Source organism: Pseudonocardia tropica, assembly GCF_040105315.1.
Taxonomy (GTDB): domain Bacteria; phylum Actinomycetota; class Actinomycetes; order Mycobacteriales; family Pseudonocardiaceae; genus Pseudonocardia; species Pseudonocardia alni.
Genome location: NZ_JBEDNP010000006.1, coordinates 116,238 through 133,731 on the forward strand (window position 1 = coordinate 116,238; position 17,494 = coordinate 133,731).

Consider the following 17,494-nt stretch of genomic DNA (forward strand, 5'->3'; position numbering starts at 1 on the left):
CTCCCCGAACGCCGCTCAGGCGACGTGGATCGAGAACGTCGCGTAGATCGTCCAGTCGTACCACTCGACCGCGTTGCCGATGGACGCCGCGACGAGCGTCCGGACCGGGAGCCGGTGACGCTCCGTCGTTCCGGTGGTGGGTTCCTGGGACACGGTCCCCCCTGACGTGTCGACCGAACGGTCGGCGAACGGTAACCGTCACAGCCCGACAATTCGACCGGACGGGTCAGGAGAGGACCAGACCGACGATCGTCGCGGTCCCAAAGACGACCGTCACCAGGTGCCCGAGTACCGCGAGCCCGCGGCGGCCGCGCCGGGTGCCGAGCACCACCGCCGTCGTCCAGGGCAGGTAGCCGAGCAGGGCGACGCCGAGGAACGGCAGGGTGAGTGCGGCGATCACCCCGGTCGTCCCGGTGGGCACCGCACGGTCACCGGCCGGGGTCAGCTGCGCCGCGACGACCTCCCCGGCCGACGAGTCCGGCGAGGCGTCGACCACGATCGGGTCACCGCCGGCGTCGGGCCGGAACAGGCCGTTGCAGTCGTAGCGGCCCTCCCCCAGGTCGGTGCAGTCGGTGACCTCCAGGACCCCGGGCGCGCCGACCGAACCGGTGGCCAGGCGCAGGTCGTCGACGGCGAACCACCCGCACGCGAGCGCGAGCAGCAGCCACAGCGCCAGCAGGAACCCCATCCAGCCCGGGGTGGGGGTCTCCGGGTCGTCCCAGTCGACCTCGACGTCGGGGTTCCGGCGCTCACTCACACGCGCGAGTATCGCCGTCGCGGCCCGGGCATCCCATCATCACTTCTCGGTACACCGGGCCCCCGGAGGATCCCCGCGATGCCGCTGTCCGCCTCCACCGACGGCTTCCGACCGGCCTACGACCGTCACGGCGAGCCCGGTGCGCCGCCGGTCCTGCTGCTGCACGGCCGGCCGGGCGACCGGACGGACATGACCGCCGTCGACGGGCGGCCGGCCCCCGCACACGACGTCGTGGTCCCGGACCTGCGCGGGTTCGGCGGGTCCGACAAGCACGACCGCGACCCGGTCGGGCGGTACTCGGCGGCCGCGCAGGCGCGCTCGCCGACCGCGCTGCTGGGCGAGCTGGATCTGTCCGACGTGGTCGTCGCCGGCCGCGTCGGCCGGCAGGTCGCGAAGGACCGGCCCGACCTGCTGCGCGCGCCGGTGGTCACCCCGCCCGCGCCGGGGGTCGGGAGGCGGATCCTCGCGGAGCGGCCCGTGCGCGAGTTCTGGTACCAGTCCTTCCACCAGCTCGACCTGGCCCGCTCGCTCGCCGGGACCACACCCGACCCGGCCGACCGCGTCACCGTCCCGACGACGTTCCTGTGGCCCGGGCACGACCCGCTGTTCCCGCGCGAGTGGTCCGACCGGGTCGGGGAGTTCCTCACCGAGGTGACCGTCACCCCCGTCGACGGCGTCGGGCACGTCGTCCCGGTCGAGGCGCCGCAGGTGTTCGCCGACGCGGTGGCCGCGGTGGCCGCCCGGTAGGACCTGTCGTCGCGGCCGCCGCTGTGGTCCGATGATCGTCGTGGTCCGGGGATGGTGGTGGATCGGCGGAGCGGCGGTCGCGGTGCTGGCGCTCGTGGCACTGCTGTCGTGGGTGCGCTGGGCCGGGCTGCCCGCGGACGTCGCCGTCCCCGCGACCACCGGCGGTCCCGTCGCCGTCACCGAGCCCGGGACCCGCTGGGTGTACCTGGAGACCCGCAGCGGCTACGGCTCCGCCGACGCGCTGCCGACGGTGACCGGCCCGTCGGGCCTGGTGCCGCTGGTCCCGGCGACGATGGACGAGACCTACTCCGTCGGTGCCCGCTCCGGCTTCCTGATCGGGTCGTTCGAGGTCGACGAGCCGGGCACGGTCACGCTGTCCGCGGCACCGGGGGCACGCGGGATCGGGGTCGCGCTGGTCGTCGCCGCGGCCGGGATCGGCCCGCTGGTCCTGGCGATCCTGACGACGGTCGCGGCCGGCGTCGGCGCGGTCGTGCTGCTGGTGCTGGTCCTGGTGCTGCGGCGACGACCCCCGCGCACCGCCCCGCCGTCGTGGACGGTGCACTGATGCCGACCCCGCGGGTGCACGACGACGGCGCGGTCCGGACCGTCACCCTGGACCGTCCGGAGGCCGCGAACGCCCTGCACCTCGACGACGTCGACGCGATCACCGGGGCCGTCACCGACCTCCCGGACCGGGTGCGGGTACTGGTGGTCACCGGGGCCGGGGACCGCGCGTTCGGCGCCGGGATGCACCTCGACGTGTTCCGCGACGCCGCCCCCGGCGACGGTCGCGCGATCATCACCCGGCTCGCGACCTGCCTGCGCGCGGTGCGCACCGCACCGGTGCCGACGATCGCCCGGCTGAACGGCGCCTGCCTCGGCGCGGCGTTCGAGCTGGCGCTGGCCTGTGACCTGCGCGTCGCCCACGCCGGGGTGCGGGTGGGGCTGCCCGAAGGGCGCCTCGGGATCCCGTCGGTGGTCGACGCGGCGCTGCTGCCCCGCTACGTCGGGGCCGCGCTCGCCCAGGAGATGGTCCTCACCGGCAGCGTGCACGGGGTCGGCGAGCCCGGGACGGCGCCGCTGGTGAACCGGCTCGTCGACTCCCCCGCCGGGCTCGACGCCGCCGTCGACGACCTCGTCGCGGCGCTGCTCGCCCCGACCCGCGAGGTCCTGGCGGCGCAGAAGGAGCTGCTCGAGATCTGGCGCGAGCAGGGCATCACCGGATCGGTGGACGCCAGCGTGGACACCTTCGCGGAGGTGTTCGCGCTGCCCGCGACCCGCGCCGCGATCGCGCGGTACCGGCCGTAGGGTCGGCGCCATGGCCGTCACGACCAAGATCGCCGACCTGACCGGGCCCGGATACACCGACCGGTTCGGGATGGGCGGCACCGACCTCGGCATCCTCGCCACCGCCCCGGACGGGCGCCTGGTCGCCGTCTTCGGCGACACCTTCGACCGGGCCGGCGTCGGGGGGCCCGGCTGGCGCTCCCCGGTCGTGCTGTTCGCCGACCCCGACGACGTGCGCGGCGGCCTGCGCTGGACCGGCTCCGGCGGCGACGCGGCCGACTACGCCTGCCGGCTCGTCAGCAAGCCGGCGACGAACTGGTTCCGGCTGCACCGCCGCGTCACCACGATCCTGCCCGCCGACGTCATCACCGTCGGCGACACGATGTACCTGCACGTCATGGCCAACAAGGGCCTCGGCAACGTGCTGTGGAGCGAGGTCGTCGCCTCCCGCGACAACGGCGTCACCTGGCAGCGGACCGGCTGCGACTGGCCCGGCGACCACCACGACGGCCTGTTCCAGCAGCTGACCTGGTGCGACGGCGGCGACGGGTACGTCTACGCCTACACCACCGGCTTCCAGCGCCGCGACGGTCTGCTGCTGCACCGGGTGCCCGCCGACCGGATCACCGACCGCGACGCGTGGGAGCCGTGGGGCTTCGCCGGGGAGCGATGGGACTGGGGCAACCCGCCGACGCTGACCCTGCCGGGCGCGTTCGGCGAGCTCAACCTGCGCCGGGTGCCCGGCCCGGACGGGCGGGAGCACCTGCTGCTCACCGTCTTCGACGCCGGGAACTACCGGATCGACACGCTGCTGCTCGACCGCCCGGACGCCGACCTGCACCGCGCCCCGCGGACCACCGTGCTGACCGGCTGCGGCTGGGACGACGAGGACCACGCCACCGGCCGCGTCGCGCAGCTCTACGGCGGCTACGTCGTGCCCGGCTCGACGCTCGACGACCTGCACCTGGTCGTCAGCCAGTGGAACACCACGACCAACTGGCCCTACCGGGCGATGCAGTTCCGGACGGACGTCACGGAGCTGCTGCGGACGGAGTAACCCCAGGTCCCGGCGTCATGAGAAGTGGGGATCTCCCGGCCGGGACCGCATCCGGACGGGGGTTCCGCTCGTAGGGCACTCCATGAGCTCGGAGCACCACGGGACGCGCCCCTTCACCGCGACGGTGGTCGTCGGTGGCTGTCCCCTCACCGCCGACGAGCTGCGCGTGCTGGCGCGGACGCTGCCCGAGCTGTCCCGGGTGCGGACCGCGCACCACGACGGCGAGCTGTTCCTGCAGGCGCGCCTCGACGACGTCGACGGTCCCGCCGCCGTGCGACGGCTGCGGCGCGCGGTGCCGCGGCTGCTGACCGGGTTCCCCGGTGTCGTCGTCGCGGCCGGCCCCGGGCCCGCGCCCCGGCCGTGGACGCCGTGGTGGCGCCCGGCCGTCAGCCGGGTTCCCGCTCCCCGGGCGACAGGAGGCTGAAGTACCAGCGGCCCGCCTCCTCGGTGACCGACAGCGTCACCAGCACCGGGCCCGAGCGCACCTCGACCCGGTCCGGCCCGACGGGCAGCACGGCGGGCGACCCGGCCGCCTGCAGGCGTTCGACGTAGTCGTCGACGAAACCGCGGTCCGGGGCGTCGAGCAGCAGCTCGTGCAGCCGGGCGCCGCCGTCGGGGGCCCGCAGCGCGTCGGTGCCCCGGTCGTGGAGGGCGGCCCGGTCGTCGGCGCCGCGCTCCCCCGCCGCCGCGATCAGCGTGACCGTCCCGACGATCCACGCCCCGACGAACGCGACGGCGATCCACCCCAGCAGGGTGCGGGTGCGCGCCGGACGTCTCATCAGGCCGAGACTGTGTCACACCGGTCACCGTCGTCCGCCGCACACCGGTCGCCGTTCACCGGTCCGTGCCGGTGTCCGCCCGAACCCCGCGGGTACCCGCGCTCGTAGACCCGGGTGGAGGTGGTCGACGGTGGCCCGATGGTGGCGGCCCGTGCTGCTGGTGACACTGGTGGCCGCGGGTTCCGCGGTACTGCTGGTCACCGGCTGGCCGACGGTCGAGGGCGTCCGCGCGACGACGGCCGCCGCGGGCTGGGCTGCGCCGGTCCTGTTCACCCTGCTGTTCGTCGGGTTCACCCTGGTCCCGGCGCCCGCGACCGTGATGGGCATCGCCGCCGGGGTCCTGTTCGGCCTGCCCGTCGGCCTGGCGACGACGATGACCGCCGTCGCCGCGGGCTCGCTGATCGGCTTCGTGCTGTCGCGGACGCTGGGCCGCGAGGTCGTCGCCGGGATCGGCAGCGCCCGCATCCGCCGTCTCGACGCGCGGCTGCGCCGGGGCGGGCTGTGGGCCGTCGCCGGGGGCAGGCTGCTGCCGGTGATCCCGTTCCCGGTGCTCAGCTACGCCTGCGGGCTGACCGCGATCCGGCTGCGCGACTACCTCGTCGGGTCGGTGGTCGGCGTGGCCCCCTCCGCGGTGGCGTTCGTGACGATCGGCGCCTACGGCGGGGACCCGGGCTCGGTGCCGTTCGTGGCCGCCGTCGCCGGGCTGGTGCTGCTGACGGCCGCCGCGCTCGTCGCCGGGCGACGACGGCGGCGGCGCACGGAGCCCGGTGCCGCTCCCCCGGTCCCGCCGGTCCCGGTGGTCTGAGGCCCGGCTGCTCGACCCCGCCCCGGCGCCGCCCGGGCTGCGCTCGCCGGCTCCCCGGCCGCGCCGACATCGATCAGTACCTCAGCGCTGTTCGCCCGTCACCCGACCGCCCTGAGGTACCGGTCGATCGCCGGAGTCGGGCCCGAGGGAGTGGGCGAAGGCCCGCAGGTCGTCGAGGAGCAGGTCCGGCGCCTGCAGCGACGCGAAGTGCCCGCCGCGGTCGTGCTCGGTCCAGCGCACCACCCGGTGGGAACGCTCCGCGAACACACGCACCCCGTGGTCGCCCAGCAGGTTGAGCACCGCGGTCGGGACGCCCGAGGGCGGCCGGGTCTCGCAGAACGACGACGCCGGGACCTCCTTGTACAACCGCATCGCCGACCCGGCGGTGCGGGTGAACCAGAAGCTCGCGACGTCGGCGAGGTAGGCGTCCGGCTCGACGGGTGTCTGTCCGGTGGTGTCCGGGTCGTAGTCGACGAACCACTCCCGGTGCCAGGCCAGCAGCCCCACCGGCGAGTCGGTCATGGCGTAGCCCGCCGTCGACGGGCGGGTGCCCTGGATCGCGGCGTAGCCGCTGCGCTCCGCCCAGGTGAGGTCGAGCTCGGCGACCCGCGCGCGCCCGGCGTCGTCGAGGCCGGCGAGCGGGTCGTCGGCGGTGACGTCGGGGAACGCCCCGACCAGCGCGTTGACATGCACCCCGAGCACCCGGCCGGGGTCCCGGCGGGCGATCTCCGGCGCGATCATGGAACCGAAGTCGCCGCCCTGGGCGAGGAAGCGCTCGTGGCCCAGGGCCGACATCAGGTCGGCGAGACAGCGGGCGTGCCGGTCGACGTCCCAGCCGAGGTCTCGGGTCGGTCCGGAGAACCCGAACCCGGGCAGCGACGGGGCGACGACGTGGAACGCGGGCAGCGCCGCGTCCCCGGGCTCGGTGAGCGGGCCCAGCAGGTCGAGGAAGTCCGCCGGGGTGGACGGCCAGCCGTGCACCAGCAGCAGCGGGACGGCGTCGGACCGCGTCGAGCGGCGGTACAGCGCGTGCACCCCGGCGTGGTCGGGGGTGTCGACGACGACGGAGTCCGCGGCCAGCCGCTCCTCCACGGCCCGCCAGTCGAAGCGGTGCCGCCAGTGGTCGGCGAGTTCGCGCAGGTGGTCGGGCGGGACGCCGTAGGACCACCCGGCGCCGGACGGCACGTCCGGCCAGCGGGTGTCGTCGAGACGGGCGTGCAGGCGGTCGATCTCCGCCTGCGGGACGGGGAACGGGTTCGGTGCCACGACCACGACCGTGGCACCGGACCCGGACGGGTCCCGTCCTCGGAGGTCAGGCCGAGACGACGGTCCCGACGTGCTCCCCGGCGAGGGCCTTCGTCAGGTTCCCGGCGACGGTCCCGTCGACGATCTGCACCGACCGGACGTGCCGGGCGCGCTGCAGCGTGCGCAGCGCCTCCCGGTCGATCGGCAGGGTCCGGGCGGCGTCGGCGAGCAGGTCGGCCGCGGACGCCTCGCGCAGCACGGTGTCCCCGTCGAGCACGCCGTCGACGTCGCGGACGTAGGTCAGCGACGCCGCACCCCACGCGTCGGCGAGCAGCAGCGCGCCGGTGTCGGTGCGGTGCGCCGGGATCTTCCCGGCCGCCGACGGCAGCTCGTGCACGCCGTAGGGCGGGTAGCCGTTGGTGACGGCGGCGTTCGACGCGGCCAGGTGCACCGGCAGCTGGTGGGCGACGGTGTCGTGCCCGAGGTAGGCGACGCCCTGCTCGGCGAGCAGCGCGGCGACCAGGTGCCCGTTCTGCTCGGCCTCGCGGCCGGCGATCTCGGCGAGTGCACCGGTCGGCAGGCCCAGGTCGAGGCCGACGCCGAGCGCGTGCCGGGCGCGGATCCCGGCACCGGTGGCGATCAGCAGCGGGTCCCCGGAGATCGCGGCGCGCAGCTCCTCGACGAGCGGCAGCAGCACGTCGCGGCCGCGGTCGACGATCGAGCGGCCGCCGAGCACGACCACGCGCAGGCGGGGCAGCATCCGGATGACCGGCTGCTGCTGGTCGACGGGGCGGACCTGCTCGCGGTCGAGCAGGGTCTGGCGGGCCAGCGGGGACTCGACGTCCTTGGGGTGGGTGGTGCTCATCGGGCGTCTCCCGCGGTGATGATCGTGCCCACGTGCTCGCCGGCGAGCGCGCGGGTGAGGTTGCCGGGCTTGAGACCGTTGACGATCTGGATCGAGCGGACGTGCGTCGCGTGGCGCATCAGCTCCAGCACCGGGCGCTCGACGATCAGGTCGGGCAGGTCCCGCTCGATGAGCTCGTCGACGGTGATCTCGGGGATCAGGGTCGCCGACGGGTCGTTCTTCGGGTTCGCGGTGCAGAGACCGTCCTCGTCCTTGACGAAGATCATGTTCTTGCAGCCGTAGGTCTCGGCGACCAGGTAGCACCCGGCGTCGGTGCGGTACGGCGGGATGACGCCCTCGTCGGGCAGCGGCTGCCACATCGCGTACGGCGGCATGCCGGCGAAGATCGCCGCGCGGACCTCGGACAGCGACAGCGGCAGCGCGTCGAACCCGCCCCCGGCCACGACCGGTACCCCGTGCCGGGCCATCAGGTAGCCGAGCATGGTGGCGTTCTGCCCGGCGACGGCGCTGCCGACCGAGCTGAGCACACCGGTGGGCAGGCCCAGCTCCGCGGCCAGGGAGTACGCGTGCCGGGCCCGGGTGCCGCCGCCGGTGCCGATCAGCAACCGGTGCGTGGACCGGGCCTCCAGCAGCTCCTCGACCAGCGGGAACACCGCCTCGCGGCCGCGGTCCATGAAGCTCTGCCCGCCGACCTTGACCACGGACACGTCGGGAAGGACGCGGGTGTCGGGGGTCCGCTCGGTGGCCGCGGCGAGCTCCGGGTCGTCGAGCGACCGGGTCAGCAGCAGCGACTCGAGCTCGGCCGCGCGCGCGGCGTGCGTCATCGCATCTCCTCGTGTTCCGGTGCGCGCACCCGGACGGGCCGCGCGGTCCGGCGCGAACGTAGCGACTCCGGGTCGCGTCGTGCCCGACGACGCCACGGGCACCCCCGACCGGGCTGCGGCACCGCGCCCGGCCGCCGCGCCGTCGACGCGGGCGGTCGTGCACCTCCGGACCGCATCCGCTGATCGCGACGCCGTCCGGGTGATCCATGCCACTGTCCGGGGCCCTTTCCGCAGTTCCGACCCACCCCGCGTTCCGACCCCGCATCCGCGGCGCACCCCCACCACGCGGGGCGTCGCACGGGTTCCTGCCCCGCCGCACGTGTCCGGAGGTGTGCGGTGCGATCGGAACCCGTGCGGCGCGGGTCCGGTGGGGGCGGCGACCGCCCGGGTCGAACCGGGCGCGCTCCGGCCGGGCGGGGGGTGGCTCCGCCGGGCGCGGGCAGCGCGGCGCGGGCGCGCCTCAGACGCGGAGGCGGAAGGTGCCGGTGGGCGCGTCGAAGGCCAGCTCGTCGGTGTCGAACGCCGCCCCCACCGCCCCCGAGGCGGCCAGCTCGCCGGGCGTCCCCGTGCGCAGCGCGCCCGCGCCGTCGAGCAGCCAGGCCCGGTCCGCCAGACGCAGTGCCGGCTCCAGGTCGTGGGTGGACAACAGCACCGCGAGGTCCTGCTCCCCCGCCAGCCGGCGCAACGTCCCGAGCAGCGCGACCCGGGAGGAGACGTCGAGGAACGCGCTCGGCTCGTCGAGCAGCAGCAGCGACGGCTGCTGGGCCAGTGCACGGGCGACCATCATCCGCTGCCGCTCGCCGTCGGACATCCGGGCCAGCGGGCGTCCGGCCAGCGGCCCGGCGCGGACCGCGTCGATCGCGGCGTCGACGGCGGCCTCGTCGTCGGCGGTGAGCACGCCGGTGGCGCCGGTGTGCGGCAGCCGCCCCAGCTCGACGACGTCGCGGCCGGTCAGCTGCCCCGGGTCCGGCCGGTCGGTCAGCACCACCCCGACCCGGCGGGCCCGCTCCGGTGCGCGCAGCCCGAGCAGGTCGGTGCCGTCGAGGGCGACCGTGCCGCCCAGCGCGGGCAGCAGCCCGGCGAGGGTCCGCAGCAGGGTGGACTTGCCAGCGCCGTTCGCCCCGAGCAGCACGGTCAGCTCGCCCCGTGCGGCGACGGCGTCCACCCCGGACAGCACCGGGCGCACCCGGCCGCGGCGCAGCGCCCCGCCCTCGGCGTACCCGACGACCAGCCCGGACAGCACCAGCCCGGCCCTCACCAGGCCGCACCCAGGCGTCGGGAGCGCAGCAGCACCGCGATCACCACCGGTGCCCCGACCAGCGACGTCACCACGTTCAGCGGGATCACCGTGCCCGCCCCCGGCGGGTTCGCGACGACCGCGCAGGCCAGCCCGACCAGCGCACCGGTCAGGGCGGTGGCCGGGACGAGCACCCGGTGCCGCGAGGTGCCGACCGCCATCCGGGCGAGGTGCGGCACGGCGATGCCGAGGAACCCGATCGGTCCGCAGAACGCGGTGACCGTCCCGGCCAGTACGGCGGCGACGAGCAGCACGACCAGCCGCACCCGGGCGACGTCGACACCGGCGGTGCGGGCGTAGTCGTCGCCGAGCAACAGCCCGTCGAGCGGCTTGGCCAGCAGGATCACCGCCAGCAGCCCGGCCGCGACGATCCCGCCGAGGACCGGCAGCTCGCCGCGGCCGACGCCGGACACCGAGCCGAGGCCCCACATCAGGTACTGCTGCGCGGTGCGCGGGTCGGTCCAGACCAGCAGCAGGCTGACCACCGAGGTGACCGCCGACCCCAGCATCACGCCGATCACGAGCAGTGCGGTGACCGACCGGGCGAACCGCGACAGTGCCAGCACCAGCGCGAGCACGGCGGCGGCACCGACCGCCGCGGCCACGACCGTCGTGAGCCGCCCCCCGACGACCGGTGCGGCGCCGAGCCCGCCGGTGGCGAACGCGGCGGTCCCCGCGGCCGCGCCGAGCGTGGTCACCAGCGCGACGCCCAGCCCGGCTCCGGCGCTGACCCCGAGTACGTAGGGCTCGGCCAGCGGGTTGCGGAACAGGGTCTGGGTGAGCAGCCCCGCGATGCCCAGCCCGACGCCGACGGCCGCCGCGGTCACCGCCCGCGGGACCCGCAGGTCGGTGACGAGCAGGTCGAGCCGGGCGTCGGGCATGCCGATGCCGAGCAGCGCCGACAGCGTCCGGTCGAGCCCGATCACCACCGACCCGGTCGAGACGGCCAGGGCGAACAGCACGACGACACCGGTGGCGAGCACGGCCAGGACCAGCGGCGCCCGGCGTCCCGAGCGCTGCCCGGCCCGGTCCGGGACCCGGGTCGCCGGAGCGGGCGACGCCGGCGCGGCCGGCCTCATCCGGCGGGCACCTGCCGGTAGTAGGTGAACGCGTGCCCGGGCAGGGCCTGCGGGTGCAGGATCGCGACGAGGTCGGCGAGGATCTCGTCCTGGTGGAGCGCGCCGCGCTCGTAGAGGGCGTTGCCGCCGTCGGCGGTGGTGGCCCTGTCGCGGGTCCACAGCTGCCCGCCGGGGCGGGCCGCGGCGAGCGAGGACAGCCGCGGGTCGAGTGTCGCGACGTCGGCGGTCGTGGCGAACGGGCCGTCGGCGAGCCAGATGCGGGCGTCGCCGTCGTCGGCCAGCACCCGCTCCAGCGACTGCGCCTGGGTGCCGGTGCCGGGCATCCCGGCGCCCAGCCAGGTGGCGCCGGCGTCGCGGAAGAGGATGCCCGCGGTCGACTCGGCGGCCGGGACGTTCCAGGTGCCCTGGTAGGGCTGCCCGGCGACGATCGGGGTCGGCGGCAGGCCGCGCACGCGACCGGCGAGGTCGGTGTAGCGGCCCGCGATGCCGTCGAAGACCTCCGCGGCGCGGGCGTCCTGCCCGGTCAGCGCACCGACGACCTTGATCCACTCGGCCTGGCCGAGCGGGCCGGTCTCCAGGTAGTCCGCCCAGCCGACCACCGGGATCCCGGCGGCGGCCAGCGCCGGGAAGGCCGGGTCGTCGGTCCCCGCCGACAGCACGACCGGCGGCGCGGCGGCGACGACGGCCTCGGCGTCGATCGTGGAGTTCGGCGCGAAGTCGACGGCGGCACCGGACTCGACGCGACCGCGCACGGCCGGGTCGGTGACCAGCGCGGCCCCGCCGACGCCGGTGATCCGGTCGAGCCCACCCAGTTCGGTGATCATCGGCAGCTGGGTGGTCGAGCCGGCGAAGATCCCGCTCACCGGGGTGTGCACCACCGGGGCCCCGGCGAGCGCCGCGGGCAGCGCCGGGTCGCCCTGTCCGCAGCCGACGAGCACGACCGACTGCGGCTGCCCACCCGGGAAGGGCGTGCGGACGGTCAGGACCCGGTAGCCGTCGCCGCCGGTGATCGTGACGTTGGTGGCGTGGCCGAAGGCGACCGTGTCGTCCGGGGCGGATCCGGCGCCGGGCACGCAGTCCTGTGCCGCCGCTCCGGTCCCGCCGGGGGCCTGCGGTGCCGCGGCGGGTGCCGAGCACCCGGCGACGACGGACAGTGCGAGCAGGGCCGCGAAGACCCACCGAGGACGCGTCACCTGAACAGTCTCACATATGTGGATCAGGCCCCGACGAAGTCGGAGAGCCCGTCCAGGAGCCGGTCGACGTCGGCGTCGTCGGTGTAGCAGGCGAGCCCGATCCGCAGGGATCCGGTGTCCCCCAGGCCGAGCCGCCGCGAGCACTCGAGCGCGTAGAACGACGAGGCGGGCGCCGCGATCCGTCGCTGCGCCAGGTGCCGGTAGGCGTCGGCGGCGTCGCGGTCGTCGAAGGTCACCAGCAGGGTCGGGGTCCGCCGGGCCGCCCGGGAACGCACGGTGACCCCGGGCAGGGCGGCGAGGTGGGTCTCGATGCGCTCGCGCAGCGGCCGCTCGTGCTCCTCCACCGCGGCCATCGACGCCTGCAGCCGCGCCCGGCGGTCCCCGGTCGCCGACGGGTCCAGGGCGGCGAGGAACTCGACGGCGGCGGTGGTCCCGGCGAGCAGCTCGTAGGGCAGGGTGCCGAGCTCGAAGCGCTCGGGCACCGCGTCGCTCGACGGTGCCAGCTTCGCCGGGTGCAGGGTCTCCAGCAGCGCCGGGTCGGCGGCGAGCACCCCGCAGTGCGGGCCGAGGAACTTGTAGGGCGAGCAGGCGTAGAAGTCGGCGCCGACCGCGGCGACGTCGATCGGGGCGTGCGCGGTCAGGTGCACACCGTCTACCATGAACAGCGCCCCGGCGGCATGCACGGCTGCGGCGATCGCGGGCAGGTCGGGGCGGGTCCCGACCAGGTTCGACGCCCCGGTCACCGCGACGAGCCGGGTGCGGTCGGACAGCAGCGGCGTCACGTCGTCGAGCTCGGTGGTGGCGGGGTCGAAGTCGAGCCACCGGACCGTCACCCCGACCGCCTGCGCGGCGGTCACCCAGGGGCGGATGTTCGCGTCGTGGTCGAGGCGGGTCACGACGATCTCGTCGCCCGGCGACCAGGTCGCGGCCAGCGTGCGGGCGAGGTCGAAGGTCAGCGCGGTCATGCTGCGCCCGAACACGATCCCGCGCGGGTCCGCGCCGAGCAGGTCGGCGGTCGCGGCGCGGGCGCCGAGCACGATCGCGTCGGCGGCGCGCTCACCGCTGGTGACCGTCCCGCGGTTGGCCAGCGGCGAGGTCATGGCGGCGGCCACCGCCCCGGCGACGGCGTCGGGGACCTGGGAGCCGCCGGGCCCGTCGAAGTGGGCGATCCCGGCGCGCAGGGCGGGGAAACGGCTGCGGACGGCGGCGACGTCGTAGCTCATGGCGGAACCCTGTCACGCCGTCGCCGCGGACGCGCCCGGGCAACGATCACATGTCGTCGGGGTGTCGCACCGCCCGTGTGGGTGACACGCGGGCCATGATCCTCGGCATGTCGAGGTCCTGGGAGCACTCGCGCGGGCGCCACACCCCACGCCGGCGGCGACGCTCGGTGCACCGTCGCACCTGGGCGGTGCTCGCGACCTCGCTGGTCGCACTGGTGGTCCTGCTCGCGGGCGGGACCGCCGCGATGGCGGGCGGCCGGATCGGTGACACCGTCGGCGGCGGCGTCGACTCGCTGGCCCGCAACCTCGCCGGTGCCGTCGACCGCCTCCGTCCGGCCCCGGCCGTGCCACCCGTACCCCCCGTCCCCGAGGTCCTCACCAGCGTCCCGGCCGGCGGTGCCCCGGTCGCCCCGCGCAGCCCGGTCCGCACCGAGGTCAGCACCGGGACCCTCGACGGCGTCGCACTCACCGCCGACGGCGACGACGGGCCGGTCACCGTCGCGGGCACCCTGTCCCCCGACGGCCGCAGCTGGACCGCCACCGAGCCGCTGGACCTCGCCACCACCTACCACTGGTCGGGCAGCTGGGTGCTGGGCCCGCAGGACCGGCGCCCGGTGCCCCCGGCCCCGTTCACCACCGTCGACCCCGACGACACCGTCGACGCCACCATGAACATCCGCGACGGCGGCGAGGTCGGCATCGGCGCCCCGGTCGTGCTCACCTTCGGCGAGAAGCTCCCCGACGCCGCGAAGGCCACCGTCGAGCGGGCGCTGAGCGTCACCGCGTCGCGGAAGGTCGAGGGCGCCTGGGCGTGGCTGCCCGACACCGCCGAGGGCTCGCGGGTGCACTACCGGCCGAAGGCCTACTGGCCCGCGCACACGCAGGTCCGCGTGCGGGGCGCGCTGCGCGGGCTCGACCTGGGCGACGGCACCTTCATGACGGAGGACCTGGACCGGGCCTTCACCGTGGGACGCAGCCAGATCGTGAAGGCCGACACCCGCAGCCACGCGATCGTCGTCGTCCGCGACGGCACGGAGGTCGCCCGCTACGACGCCTCCTACGGCCTGGAGTCCGACCCGCGCCGGGTGACCCGCTCCGGCATCCACGTGGTCATGGCCAGGTCGGAGAAGGTGCTGATGAGCAACCCCGACTACGGCTACGTCGACGAACCCCAGTTCTGGGCGGTCCGGATCTCCAACAACGGCGAGTTCATCCACGCCAACCCCGCGTCGTCGTGGGCGCAGGGCAACCGCAACGTCAGTCACGGCTGCATCAACCTCTCCACCCGTGACGCGAAGGAGTTCTTCGCGGGCGCCGTGTTCGGCGACCCGGTCGAGGTGACCGGCAGCTCACAGCCGCTGACCGCGGCCGACGGCGACCTCTACGACTGGACCATCCCCTGGGACGAGTGGCGCTCGCTGAGCGCACTGCCGTGACCGGACCGTCCTGACGCCGGCTACCGGATCCGGCGCTCCTGGCCGGCCCACGCCTCGTCGCGCAGCACGAACTTCTGGATCTTCCCGGTGGAGGTCTTGGGGAGCTCGGCGAAGGTGACCCGCTTCGGCGCCTTGAACCGCGCCAGCCGTCCGCGCACGTGCTCGACGATCTCGTCCTCGGTGGCGCTCGCGCCCTCGCGCAGGGTCACCCAGGCGGCCGGGACCTCGCCCCACCGCTCGTCGGGGACGGCGACCACCGCGACCTCCAGCACGGCCGGGTGGTCGGCGATGGCCTGCTCCACCTCGACGCTGGCGATGTTCTCCCCACCGGAGATGATCACGTCCTTGGAGCGGTCGCGGAGCTCGACGTAGCCGTCGGGGTGCATGACGCCGATGTCGCCGGTCCGGAACCAGCCGTCCGGCGCGGAGTCGCGGGTGGCCTGCTCGTCGTCGAGGTAGCCGAGCATGACGTTGTTGCCGCGCAACGCGATCTGGCCGCTCGTCTCCCCGTCGCCGGGCACGTCGGCGCCGTCGTCGTCGATCACCCGGACGGCGCAGGCGATCATGTTCCCGACGCCCTGGCGGGCCTTCATCCGGGCCCGGGCGTCGGCGTCGAGGTCGTTCCACTCCGGACGCCAGTCGCAGATCATCGCCGGGCCGAAGGTCTCGGTGAGCCCGTAGAGGTGGGTCACCTCGAACCCGAGCTCGGCCATCCGGCGCAGGATCGCCGGGCTCGGCGGTGCTCCCCCGGTCGCGACGGCCACCGGGGTCTGCACCGGCCCGGCCTCCGGCGCGTGGGCGATCATCGACAGGACGGTGGGGGCGCCGTTGAGGTGGGTGACGCCCTGGTCGCGGACGAGCTCCCAGATCCGGGACGGCTCGACCCTCGGCAGGCAGACGTGGGTGGCGGCGGCCGCGGTGACCGCCCAGGGGAAGCACCAGCCGTTGCAGTGGAACATCGGCAGCGTCCACAGGTGCACCGACGACGCGGTCAGCCCGGTGTGGCCGACCATCGCCAGCGCCTGCAGGTAGGCGCCCCGGTGGTGGTACATCACGCCCTTCGGGTTCCCGGTGGTCCCGGACGTGTAGTTGATCGACAGCAGGCCGCGCTCGTCGGTGGGGCGCACCGCGGTGGGCTCCCCCTGTTCGACGAGGCGCTCGTAGTCCGGGCCGACCCGCACCGTGTGCGGCGGGGTGTCGAGGCGGTCGACGATCTCGGCGACGAGGTCGTCGAACACCGGGTCGGCCACCAGCACCGAGGCACGGGAGTGCTCCAGGATGTAGGCGACCTCGCCCGCCGACAGCCGGGTGTTGACCGCGACCAGCGCCGTCCCCGACCACGGGACCGCGTGCGCCGCCTCCAGCCCGACGTGGGTGTTCGGCACGAGGACCGCGACCGGGCGCCCGCCGTGCAGCGCGGCGAGCGAGCCCGCCAGGCGCAGGCAGCGGTCGCGGAACTCGGTGTAGGTGAACCGCAGGTCACCGTCGACGACCGCGACCCGGTCGCCGTGCGCCGCCGCGGCCCGGTCGAGGAACGCCGTGGGGGTCAGCGGCTCGTAGGACAGGTCCACCAGGTCGGCCGGGACACCCGCCGGGTGGACGGGGACGGGAGCCTCGTCGGTCATCCCGCGAGCCTCCCCGGGAGCGCCCGGGCACGCAATCGCCCCGCCCGCACGGTGATCCGCCCCCCGCACGGTGATCCGCTCCGCGCGTGCGTCCGGACGCACGCGAGCCGCGGATCACCGCGCGCACCGTCGATCACCGGATCCGTCGACCACCGGCACCACCGACCACCGGATCCGTCGACCACCCGCACCACCGACCACCGGCGCCGCCGAGCACCGGCTCGGCGGGCCTGTCCACGTCGTGGCGGGCCGGGGCAGGTTCGCGGCGACGAGGCTCGTGGGGAGGCGGACGCAACGGCGTGGGGCCTCGGCACCGACCCGGAGCTCGGCGGCGGGTTCGGCCAGGTCTCTCTCGGGCCGAAGCCCGAGATGCTCGGCCAGTGCCGCCACGCGCGGGGGGGGTTCGGCAACCAGGCGCCCGACTCGGGCGACGCCGAGCTGCTCGATCGGCGGGTCGCCGGGGCGGAGGGAACGCTGGATGCACCCGTCGCCCGCGACGGTCCGGCCCGGGCCGCATCCACCACGGGATGCGCTGGCCCGGCCGGTCCCAGTGGGCGTCACCCCGGCGGAGGTCCCCACCGGGCACGTCCCGACCCGCACCGGGGCCGCGCGCCGCACGTTCGCGGAGTACCCGGACACCGCGGCGGCGAACGCCTGACCGCTCAGGCCGGGGCGGACCTCTGTGCCGGCCCGGCGGCGAGGTCGGCGCGGTAGTCCGCGACCAGCGCGTTCATCGCGGTGAGGAACCGGGCCGCGGCGGCGAGCTCGTCGTCGTCGAAGCCGGCGAGCACGGCGTCCATCCGGGCACCGAGCGGACCGAAGAACGCCCCGCCGACCTCGGCGGCGTTCTCGGCCTGGCGCAGGGTCACCCGCCGCCGGTCGGTGGACTCACGGCTGCGGCGCACGTGGCCGGCGCGCTCCAGGCGGTCGACGAGCGCGGTCGTCGCACCGGTGGACAGCCCGAGCCGGGCACCGAGGACGCCCGGGGTGAGCGGTTCGCCCGCGGAGTCCGCGCGCATCACCGCGAGCAGCGCGTGCAGGTCGGTGGGGTGCAGCCGGTGCCGTCCGGCGAACTCCTGGCCGAGCAGCTCGGCCTCGCCGGCGTAGTCCTGCAGCAGCGCGACCAGGTCCTCACGTCGCGTCCGGGCAGGCATGCCGACGAGCCTAGTCGCGTGCGGCGACCTACCGGGCGCGGGCCGGCGCCGCCGTCCGGCGCGGTTGCGTACCGGGCGCAGGCCGGCGCCGCCGTCCGGCGCGGTGGCGTACCGGGCGCAG

At 75.7% G+C, this 17,494-nt stretch carries 19 protein-coding genes and 1 pseudogene; 8 read left to right on the top strand and 12 right to left on the bottom strand.

From position 1 onward, the window contains the following. Nucleotides 1-18: 18 nt before the first annotated feature. Nucleotides 19-153, bottom strand: a pseudogene (locus WHI96_RS12160) (MFS transporter); the annotation flags it as partial. A 73-nt stretch (nt 154-226) separates the two neighbouring features. Beyond that, the gene (locus WHI96_RS12165; protein ID WP_345649142.1) at nt 227-757 is read right to left on the bottom strand and encodes a hypothetical protein; all 531 of its coding nucleotides are present in this window, start codon (nt 755-757) and stop codon (nt 227-229) included. 78 nt (nt 758-835) lie between these two features. Between WHI96_RS12165 and WHI96_RS12170 the strand changes: the two genes are divergently transcribed. From WHI96_RS12170 to WHI96_RS12190, 5 genes are all read left to right on the top strand, one after another. Further along, entirely contained in the window at nt 836-1,504 is a 669-nt protein-coding gene (locus tag WHI96_RS12170; protein ID WP_345649139.1) for an alpha/beta fold hydrolase, read from the top strand. 31 nt (nt 1,505-1,535) lie between these two features. Next, complete coding sequence (locus WHI96_RS12175) at nt 1,536-2,069, top strand: hypothetical protein (protein ID WP_345649136.1); 534 nt, start codon at nt 1,536-1,538, stop codon at nt 2,067-2,069. Next, complete coding sequence (locus tag WHI96_RS12180; protein ID WP_345649133.1) at nt 2,069-2,812, top strand: enoyl-CoA hydratase/isomerase family protein; 744 nt, start codon at nt 2,069-2,071, stop codon at nt 2,810-2,812. The genes WHI96_RS12175 and WHI96_RS12180 overlap by 1 nt, the downstream gene beginning before the upstream one ends. A gap of 10 nt (nt 2,813-2,822) precedes the next feature. Then, nucleotides 2,823-3,848, top strand: coding sequence for a glycoside hydrolase family 183 protein (locus WHI96_RS12185; protein ID WP_345649130.1), 1,026 nt, complete (start codon nt 2,823-2,825; stop codon nt 3,846-3,848). Between the two features lie 82 nt (nt 3,849-3,930). Next, entirely contained in the window at nt 3,931-4,272 is a 342-nt protein-coding gene (locus WHI96_RS12190; protein ID WP_345649127.1) for a hypothetical protein, read from the top strand. Here WHI96_RS12190 and WHI96_RS12195 read toward each other — a convergent pair. Next, entirely contained in the window at nt 4,235-4,627 is a 393-nt protein-coding gene (locus WHI96_RS12195; RefSeq protein WP_345649125.1) for a hypothetical protein, read from the bottom strand. The two genes, WHI96_RS12190 and WHI96_RS12195, sit on opposite strands and share 38 nt — an antisense overlap. Before the next feature lie 130 nt (nt 4,628-4,757). Here WHI96_RS12195 and WHI96_RS12200 point away from each other — a divergent pair, with 130 nt between their 5' ends. Further along, nucleotides 4,758-5,432: a TVP38/TMEM64 family protein gene (locus tag WHI96_RS12200; protein ID WP_345649122.1), complete on the top strand. Its 675-nt coding sequence runs from the start codon at nt 4,758-4,760 to the stop codon at nt 5,430-5,432. Nucleotides 5,433-5,513: 81 nt separating this feature from the next. Here WHI96_RS12200 and WHI96_RS12205 read toward each other — a convergent pair whose 3' ends face one another. From WHI96_RS12205 to WHI96_RS12235, 7 genes are all read right to left on the bottom strand, one after another. Further along, nucleotides 5,514-6,698 carry an epoxide hydrolase family protein gene (locus WHI96_RS12205; RefSeq protein WP_345649120.1) on the bottom strand — a complete coding sequence of 395 codons (1,185 nt, stop codon included), beginning with the start codon at nt 6,696-6,698 and terminating at the stop codon, nt 5,514-5,516. Nucleotides 6,699-6,744: 46 nt separating this feature from the next. Next, on the bottom strand, nt 6,745-7,542 hold the full coding sequence (locus WHI96_RS12210; RefSeq protein WP_345649117.1) for an amino acid kinase family protein: 798 nt from the start codon (nt 7,540-7,542) through the stop codon (nt 6,745-6,747). Then, nucleotides 7,539-8,366, bottom strand: coding sequence for an amino acid kinase family protein (locus tag WHI96_RS12215; RefSeq protein WP_345649114.1), 828 nt, complete (start codon nt 8,364-8,366; stop codon nt 7,539-7,541). The genes WHI96_RS12210 and WHI96_RS12215 overlap by 4 nt, the downstream gene beginning before the upstream one ends. 460 nt (nt 8,367-8,826) lie before the next feature. Then, a complete protein-coding gene (locus tag WHI96_RS12220; RefSeq protein WP_345649111.1) occupies nt 8,827-9,624 on the bottom strand; it encodes an ABC transporter ATP-binding protein in 798 nt (265 codons plus the stop codon). Beyond that, nucleotides 9,621-10,742: an iron chelate uptake ABC transporter family permease subunit gene (locus WHI96_RS12225; RefSeq protein WP_345649108.1), complete on the bottom strand. Its 1,122-nt coding sequence runs from the start codon at nt 10,740-10,742 to the stop codon at nt 9,621-9,623. The genes WHI96_RS12220 and WHI96_RS12225 overlap by 4 nt, the downstream gene beginning before the upstream one ends. Further along, on the bottom strand, nt 10,739-11,935 hold the full coding sequence (locus WHI96_RS12230; RefSeq protein WP_345649105.1) for an ABC transporter substrate-binding protein: 1,197 nt from the start codon (nt 11,933-11,935) through the stop codon (nt 10,739-10,741). The genes WHI96_RS12225 and WHI96_RS12230 overlap by 4 nt, the downstream gene beginning before the upstream one ends. A 23-nt stretch (nt 11,936-11,958) precedes the next feature. Beyond that, complete coding sequence (locus WHI96_RS12235) at nt 11,959-13,158, bottom strand: cysteine desulfurase-like protein (protein WP_345649102.1); 1,200 nt, start codon at nt 13,156-13,158, stop codon at nt 11,959-11,961. Nucleotides 13,159-13,265: 107 nt separating this feature from the next. On the opposite strand from WHI96_RS12235, the gene WHI96_RS12240 reads away from it, so the two are divergent. Then, nucleotides 13,266-14,594 (top strand): L,D-transpeptidase, encoded by a 1,329-nt coding sequence (locus WHI96_RS12240; RefSeq protein WP_345649100.1) that lies wholly within the window; start codon nt 13,266-13,268, stop codon nt 14,592-14,594. Nucleotides 14,595-14,614: 20 nt separating this feature from the next. Here the strand turns inward: WHI96_RS12240 and WHI96_RS12245 are convergent, their stop codons facing one another. Beyond that, nucleotides 14,615-16,219: an AMP-binding protein gene (locus WHI96_RS12245; RefSeq protein ID WP_345649097.1), complete on the bottom strand. Its 1,605-nt coding sequence runs from the start codon at nt 16,217-16,219 to the stop codon at nt 14,615-14,617. Between the two features lie 478 nt (nt 16,220-16,697). Between WHI96_RS12245 and WHI96_RS12250 the strand changes: the two genes are divergently transcribed. After that, nucleotides 16,698-16,877: a hypothetical protein gene (locus tag WHI96_RS12250; RefSeq protein ID WP_345649094.1), complete on the top strand. Its 180-nt coding sequence runs from the start codon at nt 16,698-16,700 to the stop codon at nt 16,875-16,877. Between the two features lie 4 nt (nt 16,878-16,881). On the opposite strand, the gene WHI96_RS12255 is transcribed toward WHI96_RS12250, so the two are convergent. Next, complete coding sequence (locus WHI96_RS12255; protein WP_345649091.1) at nt 16,882-17,373, bottom strand: MarR family winged helix-turn-helix transcriptional regulator; 492 nt, start codon at nt 17,371-17,373, stop codon at nt 16,882-16,884. Nucleotides 17,374-17,494 lie beyond the last annotated feature (121 nt).

Coding starts and splice junctions, on each gene's coding strand:
- WHI96_RS12170 (WP_345649139.1), top strand. CDS start 836: ATGCCGCTGTCCGCCTCCACCGACGGCTTCCGACCGGCCTACGACCGT.
- WHI96_RS12175 (WP_345649136.1), top strand. CDS start 1,536: ATGATCGTCGTGGTCCGGGGATGGTGGTGGATCGGCGGAGCGGCGGTC.
- WHI96_RS12180 (WP_345649133.1), top strand. CDS start 2,069: ATGCCGACCCCGCGGGTGCACGACGACGGCGCGGTCCGGACCGTCACC.
- WHI96_RS12185 (WP_345649130.1), top strand. CDS start 2,823: ATGGCCGTCACGACCAAGATCGCCGACCTGACCGGGCCCGGATACACC.
- WHI96_RS12190 (WP_345649127.1), top strand. CDS start 3,931: ATGAGCTCGGAGCACCACGGGACGCGCCCCTTCACCGCGACGGTGGTC.
- WHI96_RS12195 (WP_345649125.1), bottom strand. CDS start 4,627: ATGAGACGTCCGGCGCGCACCCGCACCCTGCTGGGGTGGATCGCCGTC.
- WHI96_RS12210 (WP_345649117.1), bottom strand. CDS start 7,542: ATGAGCACCACCCACCCCAAGGACGTCGAGTCCCCGCTGGCCCGCCAG.
- WHI96_RS12215 (WP_345649114.1), bottom strand. CDS start 8,366: ATGACGCACGCCGCGCGCGCGGCCGAGCTCGAGTCGCTGCTGCTGACC.
- WHI96_RS12225 (WP_345649108.1), bottom strand. CDS start 10,742: ATGAGGCCGGCCGCGCCGGCGTCGCCCGCTCCGGCGACCCGGGTCCCG.
- WHI96_RS12235 (WP_345649102.1), bottom strand. CDS start 13,158: ATGAGCTACGACGTCGCCGCCGTCCGCAGCCGTTTCCCCGCCCTGCGC.
- WHI96_RS12240 (WP_345649100.1), top strand. CDS start 13,266: ATGTCGAGGTCCTGGGAGCACTCGCGCGGGCGCCACACCCCACGCCGG.
- WHI96_RS12245 (WP_345649097.1), bottom strand. CDS start 16,219: ATGACCGACGAGGCTCCCGTCCCCGTCCACCCGGCGGGTGTCCCGGCC.
- WHI96_RS12250 (WP_345649094.1), top strand. CDS start 16,698: ATGCACCCGTCGCCCGCGACGGTCCGGCCCGGGCCGCATCCACCACGG.
- WHI96_RS12255 (WP_345649091.1), bottom strand. CDS start 17,373: ATGCCTGCCCGGACGCGACGTGAGGACCTGGTCGCGCTGCTGCAGGAC.